Source organism: Aliterella atlantica CENA595 (assembly GCF_000952155.1).
GTDB lineage: Bacteria > Cyanobacteriota > Cyanobacteriia > Cyanobacteriales > Chroococcidiopsidaceae > Aliterella > Aliterella atlantica.
Genome location: NZ_JYON01000005.1, coordinates 149,247 through 167,894 on the forward strand (window position 1 = coordinate 149,247; position 18,648 = coordinate 167,894).

General features: G+C 41.7%; 16 protein-coding genes and 1 tRNA gene. 12 read left to right on the forward strand and 5 right to left on the reverse strand.

Annotation, left to right across the window (positions count from 1 at the left end):
• Positions 1 to 25: 25 nt before the first annotated feature.
• Together UH38_RS06925 and UH38_RS06930 are read left to right on the forward strand one after the other, a co-directional pair.
• Positions 26 to 1,777 (forward strand): R3H domain-containing nucleic acid-binding protein, encoded by a 1,752-nt coding sequence (locus tag UH38_RS06925; protein ID WP_045053907.1) that lies wholly within the window; start codon positions 26 to 28, stop codon positions 1,775 to 1,777.
• Positions 1,778 to 1,971: 194 nt separating this feature from the next.
• Positions 1,972 to 3,063 (forward strand): MraY family glycosyltransferase, encoded by a 1,092-nt coding sequence (locus UH38_RS06930; protein WP_045053908.1) that lies wholly within the window; start codon positions 1,972 to 1,974, stop codon positions 3,061 to 3,063.
• A 114-nt stretch (positions 3,064 to 3,177) separates the two neighbouring features.
• On the opposite strand, the gene fabG is transcribed toward UH38_RS06930, so the two are convergent.
• Entirely contained in the window at positions 3,178 to 3,942 is a 765-nt protein-coding gene (gene fabG / locus UH38_RS06935) for a 3-oxoacyl-[acyl-carrier-protein] reductase (protein WP_045053909.1), read from the reverse strand.
• A gap of 172 nt (positions 3,943 to 4,114) precedes the next feature.
• On the opposite strand from fabG, the gene trxA reads away from it, so the two are divergent.
• Positions 4,115 to 4,432, forward strand: a complete 318-nt coding sequence (gene trxA, locus UH38_RS06940; protein WP_045053910.1) for a thioredoxin — start codon at positions 4,115 to 4,117, stop codon at positions 4,430 to 4,432.
• A 97-nt stretch (positions 4,433 to 4,529) separates the two neighbouring features.
• Here the strand turns inward: trxA and prmA are convergent, their stop codons facing one another.
• Together prmA and serA are read right to left on the reverse strand one after the other, a co-directional pair.
• Positions 4,530 to 5,420, reverse strand: a complete 891-nt coding sequence (prmA, locus tag UH38_RS06945) for a 50S ribosomal protein L11 methyltransferase (protein WP_045053911.1) — start codon at positions 5,418 to 5,420, stop codon at positions 4,530 to 4,532.
• A gap of 37 nt (positions 5,421 to 5,457) precedes the next feature.
• Complete coding sequence (gene serA, locus UH38_RS06950; protein ID WP_045053912.1) at positions 5,458 to 7,038, reverse strand: phosphoglycerate dehydrogenase; 1,581 nt, start codon at positions 7,036 to 7,038, stop codon at positions 5,458 to 5,460.
• 323 nt (positions 7,039 to 7,361) lie between these two features.
• On the opposite strand from serA, the gene UH38_RS06955 reads away from it, so the two are divergent.
• The 5 genes from UH38_RS06955 to UH38_RS24715 all read left to right on the forward strand — a co-directional run bounded on the left by UH38_RS06955 (position 7,362) and on the right by UH38_RS24715 (position 11,528).
• Positions 7,362 to 7,877, forward strand: coding sequence for a hypothetical protein (locus UH38_RS06955; protein WP_045053913.1), 516 nt, complete (start codon positions 7,362 to 7,364; stop codon positions 7,875 to 7,877).
• Positions 7,878 to 7,943: 66 nt separating this feature from the next.
• Positions 7,944 to 8,723, forward strand: coding sequence for a photosystem II S4 domain protein (locus tag UH38_RS06960; protein WP_045053914.1), 780 nt, complete (start codon positions 7,944 to 7,946; stop codon positions 8,721 to 8,723).
• 286 nt (positions 8,724 to 9,009) lie between these two features.
• Positions 9,010 to 9,666, forward strand: a complete 657-nt coding sequence (locus tag UH38_RS06965; RefSeq protein ID WP_052672289.1) for a PEP-CTERM sorting domain-containing protein — start codon at positions 9,010 to 9,012, stop codon at positions 9,664 to 9,666.
• 10 nt (positions 9,667 to 9,676) lie between these two features.
• Positions 9,677 to 10,615, forward strand: coding sequence for a glycosyltransferase (locus UH38_RS06970; protein ID WP_045053915.1), 939 nt, complete (start codon positions 9,677 to 9,679; stop codon positions 10,613 to 10,615).
• A gap of 118 nt (positions 10,616 to 10,733) precedes the next feature.
• Positions 10,734 to 11,528 carry an acyltransferase gene (locus UH38_RS24715; protein ID WP_052672290.1) on the forward strand — a complete coding sequence of 265 codons (795 nt, stop codon included), beginning with the start codon at positions 10,734 to 10,736 and terminating at the stop codon, positions 11,526 to 11,528.
• A 56-nt stretch (positions 11,529 to 11,584) separates the two neighbouring features.
• On the opposite strand, the gene UH38_RS06980 is transcribed toward UH38_RS24715, so the two are convergent.
• Positions 11,585 to 12,379: an SDR family NAD(P)-dependent oxidoreductase gene (locus UH38_RS06980; protein ID WP_045053916.1), complete on the reverse strand. Its 795-nt coding sequence runs from the start codon at positions 12,377 to 12,379 to the stop codon at positions 11,585 to 11,587.
• Between the two features lie 179 nt (positions 12,380 to 12,558).
• On the opposite strand from UH38_RS06980, the gene UH38_RS06985 reads away from it, so the two are divergent.
• Both UH38_RS06985 and UH38_RS06990 read left to right on the forward strand, forming a co-directional pair.
• The gene (locus UH38_RS06985) at positions 12,559 to 14,049 is read left to right on the forward strand and encodes an alanine/glycine:cation symporter family protein (protein WP_045053917.1); all 1,491 of its coding nucleotides are present in this window, start codon (positions 12,559 to 12,561) and stop codon (positions 14,047 to 14,049) included.
• Between the two features lie 91 nt (positions 14,050 to 14,140).
• Positions 14,141 to 14,214: transfer RNA gene (locus UH38_RS06990), tRNA-Val, on the forward strand.
• A gap of 167 nt (positions 14,215 to 14,381) precedes the next feature.
• Here UH38_RS06990 and UH38_RS06995 read toward each other — a convergent pair.
• On the reverse strand, positions 14,382 to 15,449 hold the full coding sequence (locus tag UH38_RS06995) for an acyl-CoA dehydrogenase family protein (RefSeq protein WP_045053918.1): 1,068 nt from the start codon (positions 15,447 to 15,449) through the stop codon (positions 14,382 to 14,384).
• Positions 15,450 to 15,736: 287 nt separating this feature from the next.
• Between UH38_RS06995 and dpdA the strand changes: the two genes are divergently transcribed.
• Positions 15,737 to 17,752, forward strand: a complete 2,016-nt coding sequence (gene dpdA / locus UH38_RS07000; protein WP_045053919.1) for a tRNA-guanine transglycosylase DpdA — start codon at positions 15,737 to 15,739, stop codon at positions 17,750 to 17,752.
• A gap of 195 nt (positions 17,753 to 17,947) precedes the next feature.
• Positions 17,948 to 18,622: a hypothetical protein gene (locus UH38_RS07005; RefSeq protein ID WP_200892327.1), complete on the forward strand. Its 675-nt coding sequence runs from the start codon at positions 17,948 to 17,950 to the stop codon at positions 18,620 to 18,622.
• Positions 18,623 to 18,648 lie beyond the last annotated feature (26 nt).

Sequence of the window (18,648 nt, forward strand, 5' to 3'; positions counted from 1 at the left end):
CGTTAATAACGTCACTGTAGAAAGAATGCAGATTACAGACGATCTCCAAAAACTAATTGACATTTTGCCAGCAGAGATTCAACAGGTATTAGAGACGCACCCATCGCGGGACAGTTTGATTGAAGTGGTAATGGATTTAGGACGCTTGCCAGAAGCCCGTTTTCACAATCAAGCTGAGTATTTATGCGATGAGCCTGTTTCTCAAGAACAGTTGAATGATTGTATCGAGCGAGTCGGACTATTTGGCGGCGACAATCGCGCTGGAATTGAGCGCACTTTGCACCGGATTAGCGCTATCCGCAATCGTACTGGAAAAATTATCGGTCTAACTTGTCGTGTCGGTCGGGCAGTATTTGGCACGATTGGCATGATTCGGGACTTAGTAGAGACGGGGCAATCTATTTTGATGCTCGGTCGTCCTGGCGTGGGTAAAACTACAGCATTGCGGGAAATTGCCCGCGTTTTGGCAGATGAATTAAATAAACGAGTTGTAATTATCGACACTTCCAACGAAATTGCTGGCGATGGCGATGTAACGCACCCAGCAATCGGTAGGGCAAGAAGAATGCAAGTAGCCCGCCCCGAACTTCAGCATCAGGTGATGATTGAAGCGGTAGAAAACCATATGCCAGAAGTAATCGTGATCGATGAAATTGGTACGGAACTAGAAGCAATGGCGGCGCGAACAATTGCCGAACGAGGCGTTCAGCTTGTCGGTACGGCACACGGCAACCAAATCGAGAACTTGATTAAAAACCCTACATTGTCTGACTTAGTTGGCGGTATTCAAGCTGTGACATTGGGAGATGATGAAGCAAGACGCAGGCGCAGTCAAAAAACTGTGTTAGAACGCAAAGCGCCACCAACCTTTGAAATCGCTGTAGAAATGCAGGAACGTCAAAGTTGGGTCGTACACGTCAGCGTAGCAGATACAGTAGATAATTTGCTGCGCGGACGGCAACCGAGTCCGCAAGTGAGAACAGTTAATGCAGATGGCAATGTAGACATTGTTCAACAGTCGCCACCAGTACCAATTGCGCCTAGACAAGCGTTAGGTAGAGCATGGCAAGGCGAAGAAAGGATAGATGATTCTAGCTTAAGTGCGCGATCGCCTGGCTGGAGAGAAACGGGTAAGATGATTCCCATGCCTCAAGTAACCAAAGAGCGGCTATCGGGCGAAAGAGAGTTTGAGCGCTTGTTAGAAGAATCTTTTGGCGAGCGCGATCGTTTTGACTTTCATACCAGCAAATCGGCAGGACCAAATGGCGAAGATTTGCCTTTGCATATATATCCTTACGGTGTCAGCCGCCATCAGTTGGAACAAGTAATTCAAGTATTGAATTTACCTGTAGTGCTAACTAAGGATATTGATAGCGCTGATGGCATATTAGCATTGCGATCGCACGTCAAAAACCATTCAAAGTTGCGCCATATTGCCAGAGTTCGCCAAGTACCGATTCACATGATTAAGGCAAGTACCATTCCCCAAATTACGCGATCGCTCAGGCGGTTGTTGGATATGGACGAACCAGGAATTGGCGACGAGCGGGAACTAAGTTTATTTACGCACAACGGCAGCGAAGATGAAATGGATGCCCTAGAAGAAGCAAGACTAGCTGTAGAGCAAATTGTTATTCCCAAAGGACAACCCGTAGAATTATTACCTCGTTCTGCCAAAGTGCGAAAAATGCAACACGAACTTGTAGAGCATTACAGGCTCAAATCTGACAGCTTTGGCGACGAACCCAACCGCCGTTTGAGGATTTATCCAGCGTAGAAGATAATTCGTAATTCGTAATTCGGACAGGGGAAGGATAATTCGTAATCCCCCTTGTCTCCCTTGTCTCCCTTGTCCCCCATTCCCCTTGTCCTTCATTATTTATTTAGGAAACTTAGTGGAAAAGAAAAATATTGATTAATATACTGTTGATGCTGATGCTCGGCATTAGATATTAACGGTAAAACTGCGACATGGATCTGTACGGCGCTCTTCAATCCCTTGGCATTGCTAATCCTGGTGGCTCAGGCTGGCTGGCGGTGGTGTTTACCTTCCTTTTAGCTTGGGGGGTAACTTATCGCTTTATTCCTGCAGTGCGATCGTTCGCTTTGCGTGTAGGTTGGGCAGATCAACCCAACGCCCGAAGACTGAACCGAGAACCATTACCCAATGCTGGCGGGTTAGCTATTTATGCTGGAGTAGTTGCGGCGCTAATATTAGCAACATTTTTAAGACCGATAATATTGCAAGATGTGTTAGCCGAGGTGCTAACTATCTTGCTTGGCGGGTCAATTTTGGTGTTAGTCGGCTTTATTGACGACCAGTATGGTTTACCTCCTTACTTGCGCCTTTTAACTCAAATTCTCACAGCATTACTACTAATTGCTAATGGTACTCATATCCAAGTGACTTTAGGTACGCCCATCGATCCGCTGCTATCAAATTTAATTACTGTAGTTTGGGTGGTAGGCATTACCAACGCCATTAACTTAATGGATGGAATGGATGGTTTAGCTGGGGGGATTAGTTTTATTACAGCAATGAGCCTGTTAGCTGTGTCGGCTCAGTTTGAAACCCGCGCCGCTGCAACGTTGCTTTTAGCTGCATTAGGAGGTGCGGCGCTGGGCTTTTTACGCCATAATTTCCATCCTTCACACATCATCATGGGCGATGCTGGAGCCTACTTTTTTGGCTACGTGTTAGCAGCAACCAGTATTATCGGCAATTTGAAAGTAAATACAATCTTTGCTCTGGTTCCACCAGCATTATTTTTACTTCTACCAGTGCTAGATACTACTCAGGTATTTGTGCGGCGGTTAATGGCTGGGAAAAACCCCCTTAGCACTCCTGGAAAAGACCACCTCCACCATCGTTTGCTGGCGCTAGGCTTATCCCAACGTCACACTGCCCTGACTTTGTGGATAGTTACCCTGGTTTGTAATTTGCTGGCGATGAGAGTTCAAGGCATGAACTCGGCAGTAATCCTAACTACAGCATTTAGTATTGTTCTGTTGCTAGGTTTTACTGTCTGGCAGAGGCTTAGAGCCGTATTGAAAGGAGCTTGAAAAAGTCAAAAATCAGAATTTAACGCGCTATCAAAGAAATCGATTAATTGTTTAAATCCCCTACTTTCAAGTATGGGGATTAACTGGTCACTGGTCACTGGTCACTGGTCACTGTTAAGCCATTACCATGCCACCGTCTACGTTAAATACTTGCCCTGTGATGTAAGCTGCTGCTGGATCGGCGGCTAAGAATTTTACCATGCCAGCAATTTCTTCTGGTTGCCCAAAACGCGCCAAGGGGATGTACTTTAAAATGTCTTCAGATTGCACATCGCTAGTCATATCAGTTGTAATAAAGCCAGGAGCGACGGCATTAACGGTTATGCCGCGCGGTGCGAGTTCTTTGGCTACAGTTCTGGTAAAACCAATTACCCCAGCCTTGGCGGCGCTGTAATTGGCTTGTCCTGGGTTGCCCATTTGCCCAGCTACAGAAGTAATACTAATAATTCTGCCCGATCGCTGTTTGAGCATCACTTTACTAACGGCGCGGGTACATAAAAATACGCCTGTAAGGTTGAGATCGATTACTGCTTGCCAATCTTCCGGCTTCATACGCAAGAGCAATGTATCGCGGGTAATACCAGCGTTGTTAACCAAAATATCGACGCGATTCCATTTTTCCATAACAGCGTTCAGCAGACTGTCTACTTGTTCGGCTTTAGAGACATCTGCTTGCAGGGCGATCGCACTTCCCCCAGCAGCAACAATTTCTGCTACCACCTCATCAGCAGCTTGACTTGAACTAGCGTAGTTGACAGCGACGCTAGCGCCTTCTGTAGCTAAATAAAGAGCGATCGCTTTTCCTATTCCCCGCGAAGCGCCAGTAACGATCGCGACTTTACCTTGCAAGCGTTGCATTCCTTCTGGCAGTGCTTCCATAATCAGTCCTCTAGTTTGCGTACTGTTAAACGATTTTACGTAAATATGGACATAAAACTGAAACTAGAAAATCTAGCGAGTAACATTAAAAGTAGCAACGTATCAAAGCGATTAGCCCAAGATCGAGCTAACAGCTACTAGCTCCCAGCCAATTAACAAACTATTTTGTCCTATGGCAACTAAACAGCAGTTCAATAGCTTTGAAGAATTAATTTCTGGTTCGAATTTACCCTTATTAGTTGATTTTTACGCCGATTGGTGCGGTCCTTGTCAAATGATGGCGCCAATTTTAGAGCAAGTAGGCACTCAACTTAAAGATCGATTGCGTGTAGCCAAAATCAACACCGATAAGTACCCGCAACTAGCTAGCCAGCACCATATCCACGCTTTACCCACTTTGGTACTGTTCAAGCAAGGCAAACCTGTAGATCGCATCGAAGGCGTAATGCCAGCCGATGCTTTGGTTCATCGCTTGCAGGGATTGGTGTAGGTTAGAGAAAAGGAGACAGGGAGACAAGGAGGACAAGGGGACAAGGAAGATACAAAACCTAAATAATTTATTCATCTCCCCCTGCTTCCCCTGCTCCCTAAGTCCTGCGGACGTTGAAACAACACCAATCTTGCCGCCGCCAGATAGCAGCGACAAGCCAGCCGTTACGTTCTAAAGCATCGGCAACATCAGCCGCTTGTTCGAGCAAAACTCCGCTAAAAATGCCCCATGCTGAAGGTTTAGCGATCGCTGCTACGTGCGGAATCATTTGAATAATTACGTCGGCAAGGATATTGCATACTACTCCATCTACAGGCTGCTCGTGGCTGAGTTTCTTGACTAGCTCTACACTGCCTTTATCAACAATTAAGCTTTCGTGGTTAATTTTATTTAACTCTCGGTTGCTACCTGTTGCTTGCACTGCTAAAGGATCTGTGTCTACAGCGTAGACTTTGCTAGCTCCTAGTAACAATGCACCTATGGAAAGGATGCCAGAACCGCAGCCGATATCTGCCAAGACTTCACCTTGAGCATCTTCATCTATCCGCATTTCTAATGCTTCTAGACATAGCTGAGTAGTGGCATGATTGCCAGTGCCAAAAGCGACACCAGGATCGAGCCTGAGAACCAAGCGTTCTGTTTCTGGTGTAGGTAACCAAGCTGGATTAATCAAAAAGCGATCGCCAATTTCTTGGGGTTGCCAGTATTGTTTCCAGCTACTTGCCCAATCTTCCTCATCCATCAATTGCCAGCACATTGATGGCGCTGGCATATCTACTAACAAAGCATCTTGACGCAGCCAAAGAGAAAGCGCTGCCAAATCCAACAATTGGACTTGGCTTCTGGGTAAATAAGCCCTAACTAAAAAACCATCGCTTTTTTTCTCGCTTGCCGTTCCCTTACACCCAAACTTATCCAAGCGCCAGAAAATAGTGTCTTCCAAGCTTGGATCGCACGTAATTTGCAATTCCCACCAACTATTTGCCATAACGATCGCACATTGCCTACTGCCACATTTAGCATTGCTATAAAGTTACTGTATAAGCGTCTCGAATCCCAGGCACTTTGGTAATTTCTGTCAAAATCCCATCGGGCAGAGGATCGTCCAAACTCAATACCATTACAGCATCACCGCGTACGATTTTCCGTCCTACTTGCATACTGGCAATATTGACATTAAAGCTGCCTAAGAGCGAGCCAATTTTACCAATTAATCCAGGCATATCGCGGTGCAATGTAAACAGCATATGTTGACTGGGCGGCACGTTGATCGGAAATTCGTCAATATCTGTAATCCGAATTTCGCCATCGCCGAGCAACGCCCCTGTAACCGAATGAGCGCCCAAAGAGCCTTTGGCTTCTAAGTGCAACGAACCTGCATAGTCTTTGACTGCTGCATCGCGCGTTTCAATTACCCGAATACCCCGCTCTTTTGCTTCGATCCCAGCGTTGACATAATTTACTCTTTCTCGCAAAGCTTGAGACAGCAATCCTTTGAGCGATGCAACTACTAAGGGCTGGCTTTTATTGGTAGCGAGTTCCCCTTGAAGTTTGACATTAAGTAACTCTACTCTACCGCCTGCTAGCTGACCGACAAACTTGCCTAAAGTCTCGGCTAGTTGCATATATGGTCTAAGTTCTTCCATGACATCTGGGCTAATACCAGGGATATTCACAGCCGAACGGGCTGGCAAACCTAGTAATACATCCCGAATTTGCTCGGCGACATCTATAGCTACGTTCACTTGTGCTTCGGCAGTAGATGCTCCCAAGTGGGGAGTTAAAATTGCTTGTTTGCCTAATGCTCTTAACGCCGATTCTCCCAAAGGTTCAGTTTCATACACATCTAATGCTGCGCCAGCAATTTGCCCGTTTTTCAAGGCTTCGGCTAAAGCTACTTCATCAATAATCCCGCCTCTAGCGCAGTTGATAATTCTGGCATTGGGCTTCATCTTGGCTAAAGCTTCAGCATCGATCAGGTGCGTCGTTTCTGGCGTTTTGGGCATATGCAGCGTGATGTAATCAGCTTCGCGCAGCAACAAATCTAGTTCTACCAAGCGACAGCCTAGCTGATCTGCTCTTTCTGTAGAAATGAATGGATCGTAAGCTATTAGTTTCATGCCCATTGCTTTAGCGACATTGGCAACGTGAGAGCCAATTTTTCCCAAGCCGACAACGCCGAGAGTTTTTTTATAAACTTCAGCACCGACATAGCTTTTACGATCCCATTGTCCGCTTTTGACAGAACTATTAGCATCGGGAACGTAGCGAGATAGAGACAGCATCATCGCTAAAGCGTGTTCGGCGGCGGCTATAGTATTTCCTTCTGGGGAATTGACAACTACAATACCTCGGCGCGTGGCTGCGGGTACGTCTACATTGTCAACGCCGACACCTGCACGACCGATAATTTTTAGCTGCGTACCAGCATCGATAATTTCTTTAGTCACGCGGCTACCAGAGCGAATCATCAGCGCGTCATACTCTGGAATGATTTGCACAAGCTGTTCTGGCGTTAAATTAGTCTTAACATCGACAGTAGCAACTTGCGAGAGAATATCAATTCCAACTTGGTCTATGGGGTCAGATACAAGAACTTTGGGCATTTTTTTAGGGAGTGAATCGCGCTACACTTTAATATATGATGGGCTTCAATTTTTTACTTTAGCTTTGCTTGGTTCTCTGTTGAACAATTAAATTTAGATTATTTCATCCACCGCGATCGCACTCGCGCCCAAGGCAAAGTTAGCACCAGCTTTAAATACACCCGCAATGCCCATATTAAAGCTAACCTCAGCGCCAAATTAGGGCATTAATTTAGCATTATCTCATTAGGGTATGCTAGCAGCAAGTAAACTAAGATACCCAAAACATAACTAGCGCAGTTCAAGAGCGCAATTTTGCCAAAGAGGAAAAATAAATTTAAAGTATGAATTATCTTGTCGCCGTGTTGCGCGATCGCATTCAAGCCGAAGAAGCTTCCATAACTCTAGAAAAAGAAGGCATCCCGACTGCAAGTATCAGTATTTTGGGTAAAGGATACAAAAGCGCTGACGAGTTTGGGTTAATCGATCCCAATCAAGAAGCAAAAAAGCAATCAAGCTTATTATCTTTTTGGCTAGTACCATTTGGCTTTGTTGCTGGCGCAGCATTTAACTTGCTTACAGGCTTAAATACCTTTCCTTGGGCGGGTTCAACTGGCAATGTAATCATTGGCGCACTCTTAGGCGCTGGTGCTGGTGCTATGGGCGGTTTCTTTGCAGGTGGTGGCGTTGGTTTAGTTATCGGCGGCGGCGACGCTTTACCCTACCGCAACCGCCTCAATGCAGGCAAATACATAGTAGTAGTAAAAGGCTCCGAACTCGTCACCCGTCAAGCCACTAAAATATTGCGTCAATTTGAACCAGAGAATTTACAAGGATATAACGATCCAGACCAGCAGTAAACCATATATATGAATGTAGTAGACGTAGCAATGCTACGTCTACAGATACCGAGAACACAATCAAGAATGTTACCAAGAGAAGAAATTTTAAAGGGTGTAGAAAACCGCGATAGTATAGTTCGCGTCATCGATCGCGCCGAACAAGCGATCAAGACTTGGGAAGTTGTTTTAACTGACTTTCTTTCGCCTCCAGAACTTGCAGAACTCCAAAAAGCATTCAGTCGCTTAACTGAGGTGCAAATAGTAGCTTGGGGTGGTTACGAACAAGCAGAACGCCAACGAGTAGCAATTGCGCGTGCAGAAATACCTTTAGATAAGTCTCAAGTTGAATTAGTGGCGCTAGAAATAGCCGGAAACTTTCTCTTTGATACAGCAACTCACCGCGACTTTTTGGGCGCAATGTTGGGTACGGGGATTGTAAGAGAGAAGACGGGCGATATTATTGTACTGGGCGAACGCGGGGCGCAGGCGATCGCCACTCCAGAAATAGCAGATTTTTTGGAGATGGAACTCAAACAAGTGCGTTCTGTACCTGTAAAGACGCAGCGCATCGATTTAAGCGAATTAAAAATTAGAGAACCAAAGAAGAAGGAATTAACTACAGTTGAAGCTTCTTTACGATTAGATGCGATCGCTTCTGCTGGTTTTGGGATGTCGCGCAGCAAAATGGCTGAACTAATTGACTCTGGCGACGTACGCGTAAATTGGAAAGATATTATTCAAGCTAGCTATCAAGTAAAAACAGGTGATTTAATCGCTATTCGCGGTAAAGGGCGCTTGGAAGTAGGCGAAATTATGGTGACAAAAAAAGAACGTTACCGCGTCCAACTCACTCGTTATATGTAGATGCGATCGAGATTCAGGCATCAATAATAAAACTCTTTACAAGCTACTTGTTTAAAGCAAGCAGTCCAAATAGAAGGTTAAAAAGTCCTAAAAAAACATCAAGGCACAGTAAAGATTGCCGCGATACAATTCAACACAAGGAAATATCTAACCCAGACAAAGCATAGCTAACAGCAATGCTCTGGTATTTCATTGCGCTCTTACACGAGAAAATTTAGAGCCATCAAATTTTAATTTTGGTGGCACTCGTCGGCATTAGTAGTTTTTACTATTGTAAGGAATAAAAATGAAAATAGGTATAGAAAGAATAGGTTTGATAACAGCAATTCTGACATCAGTTAGTTTTGGATTTGATGCAGTAAAAGCGATCGCTCAGACTACCTATCCATTTAGCGGTAGCTACAACACCCGAATTGATGTTGTGCCAATTGGAGACGGTCTTTCCCAGTCAATTGAGTTAGCGACAAGTGACGAAGCTCCATATGGTCTTAGTCAATATGAAGGATTAATTTACGCTCAAACCGATCCGACTACTGGCGGATTTATATTCAACACAGATCCACTTGCCTTTGGGTTACCAAATCTACCACCTGGCTACATCACGTTTTCAGGAGAAGGTACTGACAATAAATTGTATGGAAGTGCTACTGCTAGCGCTATATTTGATCTCGAAAACCTTACTGGTCAAGGTTCTGGCACTTTAACTATTACAGGCGGTGAAGGTTTATTTGCGGGCGCTACAGGTACGCTAGATTTCTTGGAAATAGACCAGCTTAATAGCGATCCTAATGTCTTATCCATCACTGGCAAGGCGCAGATAACTGGTTCGATTAAGGCAGTTCCAGAACCTGGTTCTGAGTTGGGGACAATGGTTGGCGCTGGTAGCTTGATTGGAGCTACGATCCTGCTACGTCGCCGTAGAGCCGTTAGTTCAATTACTTGAGGTTAACTTTATGCATAAATATACCCCATTGATCTCGGTAGTTATCCCAGTTTATAACGGTGCGAAAACAATTAAAGAAACTATTGAATCTGTTTTACAGCAGACTTATGAAAATTTTGAAATAATTGTCATTAATGATGGTTCTCAAGATGAGACTTTAGCTATTGTTAAGAGCGTTCAAGACCAAAGAATAAAAGTTTTTTCTTATCCAAATGCTGGTCTTTCTGCAAGTCGCAATCGTGGATTCGCTCGAGCTTGTGGCGAATTTATTGCTTTTTTGGATGCTGACGACCTTTGGACTAAGGATAAATTAGCAGCGCAATTAGCAGCCTTGCAGCAAAATCCACAAGCGGCGGTTGCATATAGTTGGACCGATCATATTGATGAAAATAGCAAGTTTTTAAGACCAGCCTCCTATAATTCCTGCAACGGTAACGTTTACGAGCGGCTTTTAATTGGTAATTTCTTGGTTTGTGGCTCTAATACTTTAATTCGCGCTCAAGCTTTAACTAAAGTAGGAGGGTTTGATGAATCTCTAAATTCGGCGGAAGATTGGGATATGTGGCTGCGACTAGCTCCAGGTCATGAATTTGTTGTTGTTCCCCGTCCTCAAGTTCTATATAGGATATCTCCCTATTCTATGTCTGCAAATATTTCTAAAATGGAAGTAGCCTCTTTGCAAGTTCTCGAACGAGCTTATAGTCAAGCGCCAAAGGCTTTGCAGCACCGCAAGAAAGAAACTTTGGGTTTTATCTATAAATTTTTGATGGATAAAGCTCTACAAGATTCTGTGCGATCGCAAAGAGGATTGAAGGCAGCAAAAGTGCTATTACATTATCTAAGAACAGATGAATCTTTATTTCATTCACGCAGGTTAAAACTAATACTTTTATCTAAGGTTATTACTGCTAACTTATTTCCATTTTATCAAACTCGAATAACCTGGTAAAAAATACAGGCTTCTAATACTCAAATAAAGATAAATATGTTGGATCGATCTATAAAAATAACTAATTCTATTCAATTAGTTATTGTATGATACAGGTGTTTATTTTTATTAAATAATCATGACAAATTCTAGTATTGATTTTCTAAATAGCTCATTTATTGATAGATTTGTGCAAAGAGCTAAAAATAAATCTGTACTTGAGCTAATAGAAGTAATTATTTCAAGAATTACCTTACTTAGATATCGCTGGCAATATCCTGACGTAAAGTTTGGTAAGGGAGTGAAGATTCGAGGGAAATTCTCGATAACAGGGAAAGGAAAAGTAGTTATTGGTGATTACTCTCGTTTTGTAGGGACTAAACAATTCCCCAACAAAATTGTTACTCAAGATGTATCTGCTTGTGTATCGATTGGCAACCACTGTCAGATATCTGGTTCAGTTATAGTAGTAGAAGGAAAAGGAACAATAAAAATTGGCAATGATTGTTACTTCGCCAATTATTACGATGCACCAAACAGCATCACATCAAAAGGCAATTCTGGATTCATTACTATAGGCAATCAGTGCTACTTGAATGGCACAAAAATGGTAGCCGAGAACTCTATAGAATTAGAAAAGCTATGTATGGTGAGCGACGCTCTAATTATGGATTCGGACGCTCATAGTATAGAAGTAAATCGTTGGAACCCGAAAGCACAAGTAAGAACAAAGCCAATTTATATAAGCGAAAATGCCTGGATTGGTAGCAGAAGTGCAGTTTTAAAAGGTGTAACTATTGGTAAAAATTCTGTAGTTGGACTAGGCACAATTGTTCGCCAGGCGGTTCCAGAAAATGTAGTAGTAATTGGCAACCCTCAGCAAATTGTCAAACATCTCGACACGACAATATTACCTTATCAATTTCCTAAATAAGTTTCTATGCACAATTGTAGGGTGCGGTCTGTAAACCGCACCCTACGTTTCGTAATTTATTTTTTATCTATTCCACTACCAAGAATAGTTTTCCATAAATTGGTTAGCGCTTCTCTGGGTAAGAAACGATGAATATTAGCAACTAAATGATTTCTAATATCGCCAGGTACAACAGTCGATTGATTGTTGTCTAAAGCTTGTAATGACTCGCGTACAACTACTTCTTTGGAAGTATTATTTGCCTGAGCTACCTTTGCCAAAAACTCAGGAAACTTTGCATCTTGAAAGAAACTTGTATCAGTTGGTCCTGGGCAAACTGCAAGGACTTTAACATTATATCTCTGGTTCTCTGCCCACAAGGCTTCGCTAAAACTCAAAACAAAAGCTTTACTAGCAGCATAAACAGAAAAATAAGGCATTGGTTGAAAGCCAGCAGTTGATGCTAAATTAATTATCGCTCCAGAACGGCGATCGCGCATTCCTGGTAAAAAGTGATGAGTTAAGTCTACTAAAGCTAATACGTTCAATTGAACTATCTTTACTTGCTTTTCTCCATCCTGTTCGACAAAATCACCGTAACCACCAAAACCAGCATTATTAATTAATAAATCAATGGTTATTCCTTTTTGATTTACTGTATCAAATACAGTTTTTGCGGCATTTGGGGCAGTCAAGTCTTGAATTATAGTATCTACTTGAATGTTATAGCGCGATCGCAATTCTTGCGCTAAAGATTGCAGTTTTTGCTCCGAACGCGCTACTAAGACTAAATTCATTTGCTGCTTGGCTAGTTCTTGAGCGAAGTTTTCGCCAATTCCAGCAGAAGCCCCAGTAATTAATGCTGTTTTCATCAATATATGTTTTCATTTATACTTGTTTATTCTAACTATTTAGCTAGAAAATAACGATCTATCAACCGGACTAGGCTAGATAGTAGATTTTTCAAAATTAGCATTAAAATGTTTCCTTTTTAACAGTATTGTTATTCGAGAAAATCTTACTTTTAGAAAATCTTAGCAATCATAAAAAGATGAAACGCTTTTGGCTCTTAGTTGCTCTGTTTACAAGCGTGCCAGCAACAGCCGTAGCGGCACAAAATGCTGTACCAGTTGACTTTTTGACTACAATTGATGCAACATTTGCAACAGTTGTATCGGCATTAGAAAAAGTTATTTTCTTAAGTATTGGTGGTATGCCTCTAGTAGTATTGTGGCTACTCGCAGGGGCAATTTTTTTCACATTGCGGATGAAATTTATCAATATTCGTGCCTTTCCACACGCTATAAATGTCGTGCGCGGACATTACGATAATCCGCACGAACCAGGAGAAGTTACTCATTTTCAAGCACTATCAGCAGCGCTTTCAGCCACAGTAGGATTGGGAAATATTGCTGGAGTAGCGATCGCGATCCAATTGGGAGGTCCAGGTGTTGTATTCTGGATGACGATAGTAGGGTTTTTGGGGATGTCGAGCAAGTTTGCTGAATGTACCTTGGCTCAAATGTACAGAGTCAATCGACCAGATGGTTCGCTGTGTGGCGGACCTATGCACTACCTATCGCGCGGTTTAGCCGAAAAAGGTTTGCGCCCATTAGGGAAAATCTTAGCTGGGATGTTTGCCGTTTTTTGTGTTGGTGGGGCATTTGGGGGTGGCAATATGTTTCAGGCAAATCAATCTTTTGTCGGCGTTGCTCAAGTATTACCTTGGTTTCAAGAACGTAGCTGGCTTTACGGAATTATTCTTGCTTGCCTAGTTGGGGTAGTAATTATTGGTGGTATTCGCCGGATTGGAGCCGTAGCCGAGATTCTCGTACCTGCAATGTGTTTTAGCTACTTTGTAGCAGCATTGTGGATTATTTTCGGCAATATTGCTGAAATTCCGGCGGCGATCGCGACAATTATCCAGGAAGCTTTTACGCCTACAGCAGTCGGCGGCGGTTTTGTGGGCGTACTGGTGCAAGGTGTAAGAAGAGCAGCTTTTGACAACGAGGCTGGTGTCGGTTCTGCGCCTATTGCTCACTCAGCAGCGCGTACTGACGAACCTGTAAGAGAGGGAGTTGTTGCTTTGCTCGAACCTTTTATTGACACGATAGTAGTGAGCAATATTACAGCGCTAGTCATTGTCATTACTGGAGTATATAGAAATTCTCAGCTAGATGGGATTGGCATGACTTTCGATGCCTTCGCTACTGGTATTTCTTGGTTTCCTTTTTTGCTGTCATTGGCAGTGTTTTTGTTCGCCTTCTCGACAATTATTTCCTGGGGCTATTATGGCGAAAGGGCTTGGGCTTATTTGTTTGGCGAACGGACGTTGAGGGTTTTTCAAGTCTCGTTTGTTATCGGTGTATTTGTAGGTTCGGTGGTGAACTTGCAATCGGTGCTTAATTTCGGAGACATGATGATTTTAAGCATGGCTTTTCCCAACCTTTTAGGCTGTTTTCTCCTATCAGGAAAAGTTGCCACAGCTTTGCAAGATTATATGCAGCGTTTGCAAGCCAATAAAATGCCAGTTTATCGGTAAGTCTACTTGAGAGAAGGCGATCGCTTTCTATCATGGTAGCGATCGCTTATTTGCTCTTTAGCTTAGATATATGCTATCTTTAGAGATCCTTGGACGTATAGCTCAGTTGGTTAGAGCGCTACGTTGACATCGTAGAGGTCCCCCGTTCGAGTCGGGGTACGTCCACTTATCCTGTAGTTGCACGCATCTTTACTATTTCATGTCGTTGTCTACTTTAAAAAACTGTTCGCAATTTGCGAACAGTTTTTAATTAGATAAGCCTGGAAATGAGTGGGATATTGGAGTCCAAGCAGTAACGGAAATAGCAAAAGACGATCTTGGCAGGATGACATTTACTTTGAATCTATCAATCGATTGAGCGTAGCTGCCATTAAGTCGGTAGATTGCCCTGATACAGTGTAGACTAAAGCTTCGCGGTAAATTCGCTGTGCTGGGTGATGGTTGTGATTTGCCGCACCGCTAGAGACAGCGATCGCACAATGAGCGCATCTTACAGCTAAGTCGATTGCCCAAGCTCTTAGTTTCAGTTTTGTCTGATAAGATTCGTTAGCAGCTTTGTCTATAGCTGCACGACATTGAGATAATTCTAGATGCAGTTTTTCTAAAGCTAGATGAATGAAGGCTAGTTGTTTATTTGAATAAGTAGCCTGGATAACGTCGAGACTAGCTAGCGCACAGCCTAAAGCTAATGCAGTTGCCTTGAGGACGTTTTGCTTGTCATTATCATGAATCCAGCTAGGCGGCTTTATAGAGACAAGGCGATCGCACTTTAGCAACCAGTTATCTAGCCTAGCAGTGACAGTGTTGGTGGAAGTCATTGCTGCTAGAGGTAAAACTTCGCTAAACGTAATTTTGCCTGCATCGCGATCGCTATTTACAAATGGTACTAAGCCAAATACAGCGCGATCGTCGCTTAAGGTAGCAGCAGCAATAAATTCTTGAAATATGCCAAAGCCTGTTATCCAGGGTACAGTACCGTTAAGCCTATAGCCATCATCAACAGGAGTTGCTTTAACTATTGCTTCTCCCCGCCGCCGCAGATGAGAAAATCCCACGCCCAAAAGAATATTACCGTTACTTAGATGAGGTAAATACTCCTGCTGCAAAGACTGATTTTGACTACGAACTAGCATTCCTGCTGCACTTTGATGTTGAGTTTGCAGAAATGCTAATGCTCCAGAGTATCTAGCTACTAATTGCTGAAAGTTGTAATATGTCTCTGCACTAGCAGCTAATCCACCCCAAACTGAAGGAACCTGCAAAGCTAGCAAACCAAGTTCTCCAAGCCCATTTAAGGCATTCTGGAGGGCTTGAGGAGAGCGATCGATTTCAGCAGATTCGGGAAAAACTGCCGATTTTAAGTAAGATGTGGCAATATTTAGCAGGTGATGCTCGTCCATGCGATCGCTATAAATAAGTTTTTTATCTTCTTATCTATTTTGTCTATCCTTAAGATAAATTATCTACATCAAAATATATAAACTGCTATCACTTCAAAATCAATAACTGAATTGCAAATTTGCTCTTTATTAGTTTGCAATCTCATCGTTAAACGCGCAATTTGCACTTAAAACAAATGAAAACATTTACTGTTAACAACTATATTAGTTTAAGTTCGCTTGTATAATTAGTTAAAATTTAAGTTCATTGTTTAATGATTTTGCAATTATCTGTTCGCTAAAACAATATGAATAAATTGCGTACATTAGTTATTACCTCCTGTACGGGAAAGAAAAAATTTAAGGCATTTAACCAACTATCTATAGTAGATTTTCAAGATTCAGATTTACTAGCTTTAAGAGAAGCAGAATTAGCTTCAGCAAAATGTTCTGCGGCTGATATGTATATAGGAATGCAGCACTGCACAATGATGGCAGGAGTGAACGCATTACGTCAAGCTTTTGGAACAGAAGTAGTAGACGTGATGATTCTTTCAGCAGGATATGGACTCATTCCAGAACATCAAATAATCGTGCCTTATGAAGTAAGCTTCAATACTATGAAAGCTAGCGATATAGATAAATGGGCAAGTTTTCTAAAAATTCATGAAGATTTTGAAAGAGCGATCGCTAAGTACGATCTCATCTTTATTATGTTAGGGAAAAACTATTTACGTTCTATCCAATTTCCCATAAATACCTGCGACAAACAAAGCTTAATATTTTTAACTTCCTCCGCTAGCTCTAACTATATCCAAGGCGTAACAAGCAAATGCTTTATCTTACCTCTTTCTAATACAGAAGCAAAGAAATTCAGTTATAGCTTAGTAGGATTAAAAGGTTTTTTGTTCAAGCAATTTGCTTTAGCAGTCGTTCAGAAATTTCATCTTCTCCAAAAAGTTTACGAACAACCAGATTTGTTTAGGCAACTTGTAATTCCAAGGTCAGAGTTGCCAATTATATTCACTCAAAGATTTGGACGTTCGGAAACAGATAATATAGTACCTATTCCTAATATTCAACCAGCCCTCAACTATCATTTAGGAATGAAATATTTTATTCCTGAATGGGACGACCGCATAGATCCTAAATATGAATTTTTAGATGATATAAAAACACCTAATAAAAACTCTTACAATGATGAAATTTACGCTCATCAAATATTTTCACCGCCTAATTACGATGGGATATTAGTATCTAAAATAGTTTTTGACAAGGGAAAAACTAAGAAACTTAGGATATTAAAAGAAGGAATACATAAATTTATTCGTTACCAGGGAACGATGATGGGAGATTGTGGTGCTTTCGGATACATAAAAGAAGACACTCCCCCATACACAACTGAAGAAATTTTAGAATATTATAGCTCGTGTGGTTTTAACTATGGCGTAAGTATAGATCACTTAATCGTTGGCTTATTTGCACAACCAGGACTTAGAGAAAAACGTTATCAAATAACAATTAATAACGCTGAGGATTTTATTCAAAAGCATTCTAGAGGACAATATGATTTTACTCCTATTGGAGCCGTTCAAGGCTGGAATCCTGAATCATATTCTAAAGCAGTAAAAGCATACATTGAAATGGGGTATGATTATATTGCTTTAGGAGGTTTGGCGAGAGCAAGAACTACTGAAATCATCCAAATTTTGCAAGCAATTTATCCATATATAAATTCAAATACGAGAATACATTTATTTGGAGTAGGAAGACTAAATGCTATTCCAATATTTCGCCATTTAGGAGTAAATAGCTTCGACTCTGCTAGCCCTCTACGTAAAGCCTGGTTAGATCCAGTAGCTAATTATCACAGTATAAAGGGCAATACTTATGCGGCTGTTCGTATTCCAAAAGTTGATGATTCTGGAATAAGAATTAAACAGATAATTAACGCAGGTGTTGCAGACAAGTTAACTCTGCAATTATTAGAACAAAATGCACTTTCATTTCTAAGAAGTTTCGATAAAGGCAAAGCAAGTTTAGAAGATACTTTAGCAGCACTTACAGCTTACGACGAGTTACTAGAATTACCTCGTAATGGCATAGTAAATTCGCTAGAACAAAGAAGACGTACTTCTAAACATACTCAAATGTATAAAAAGCTTTTAGAAGATAAACCCTGGAAAGATTGCAATTGTCCTATTTGCCAAGAAATTGGCGTTGAAGTTATAATTTTTCGAGGTAACGATCGCAATCGCCGCAGAGGATTTCATAATACACATATATTCTATAAGCGATTTAAAGATTTATTAGCAGATGGTTAAAATTATTCTGTATATTTTATTTAAAAGTTTATGGATCAAAAGTTTCTTCCTGTATTTTCATTAGACTGGACTGGTCTATTGAAAAAAATAAGTAATGTAGAGGGAGATTATGGTGTTCTTGCTCCTATTTCTTGTTACAATAAACTTCTAATTAATATTCGCAAACTGAATAAGCCTTTCTTTATAGATAGTGGAGTGTTTAATAATAAAAACTATCCCTGGTATACTCAGCTTGATTGTGAGTACAAAAATGAACGTTGGACGCATGAGTACCGTTTAGCATCGGAACAACACTTAAGACAAAGAATACAAAACTACCTAGCTCGTTGCGATAAATTCAGTCCTGACTATATTTTTGCTCCAGATGCGATCGCAGAGCCATTATTATCTTTACATTTAGCGCGACTCTGTTGGGAAGAATACTTGCGTAAATCTAGAACTTACACTCTCATTGGAGTAGTTCAAGTAGGAAGTCCTCTATACAACTGGCAAGAAAAATTAGTCCCGCAAATAGACTCATTACCACTTCATTACAAATCACCCTGTAGCTTTCTTGCTCCTTTAATTAGCGAATACCGCAATATTGGCTACAAGTATATTGCTTTAGGTGGTTTGCTCAAAGCCGACTGTACTAGGAAAACTGGCTTAAAGTTCGGTTTGTCTCCTCAAGAATTGGATGAACTTTTAACTTGGAGTAGACCTAACTTTGTTTTAGGCGGGTTAGCGCTAACTCGCCTAGAAGTCTTAAAAAAACATCAAGTATGGGCTGATTCAACTGGCTGGCTTTGGTGGGATGCTCGCTACGACTACCAGAGGTTCGGACACCGAAACGCCTTGCAAGAGGTAGCTAACGCTACTTTTCTATCTTAAACAAAAAAATTGCCTCAGTGGCGTTA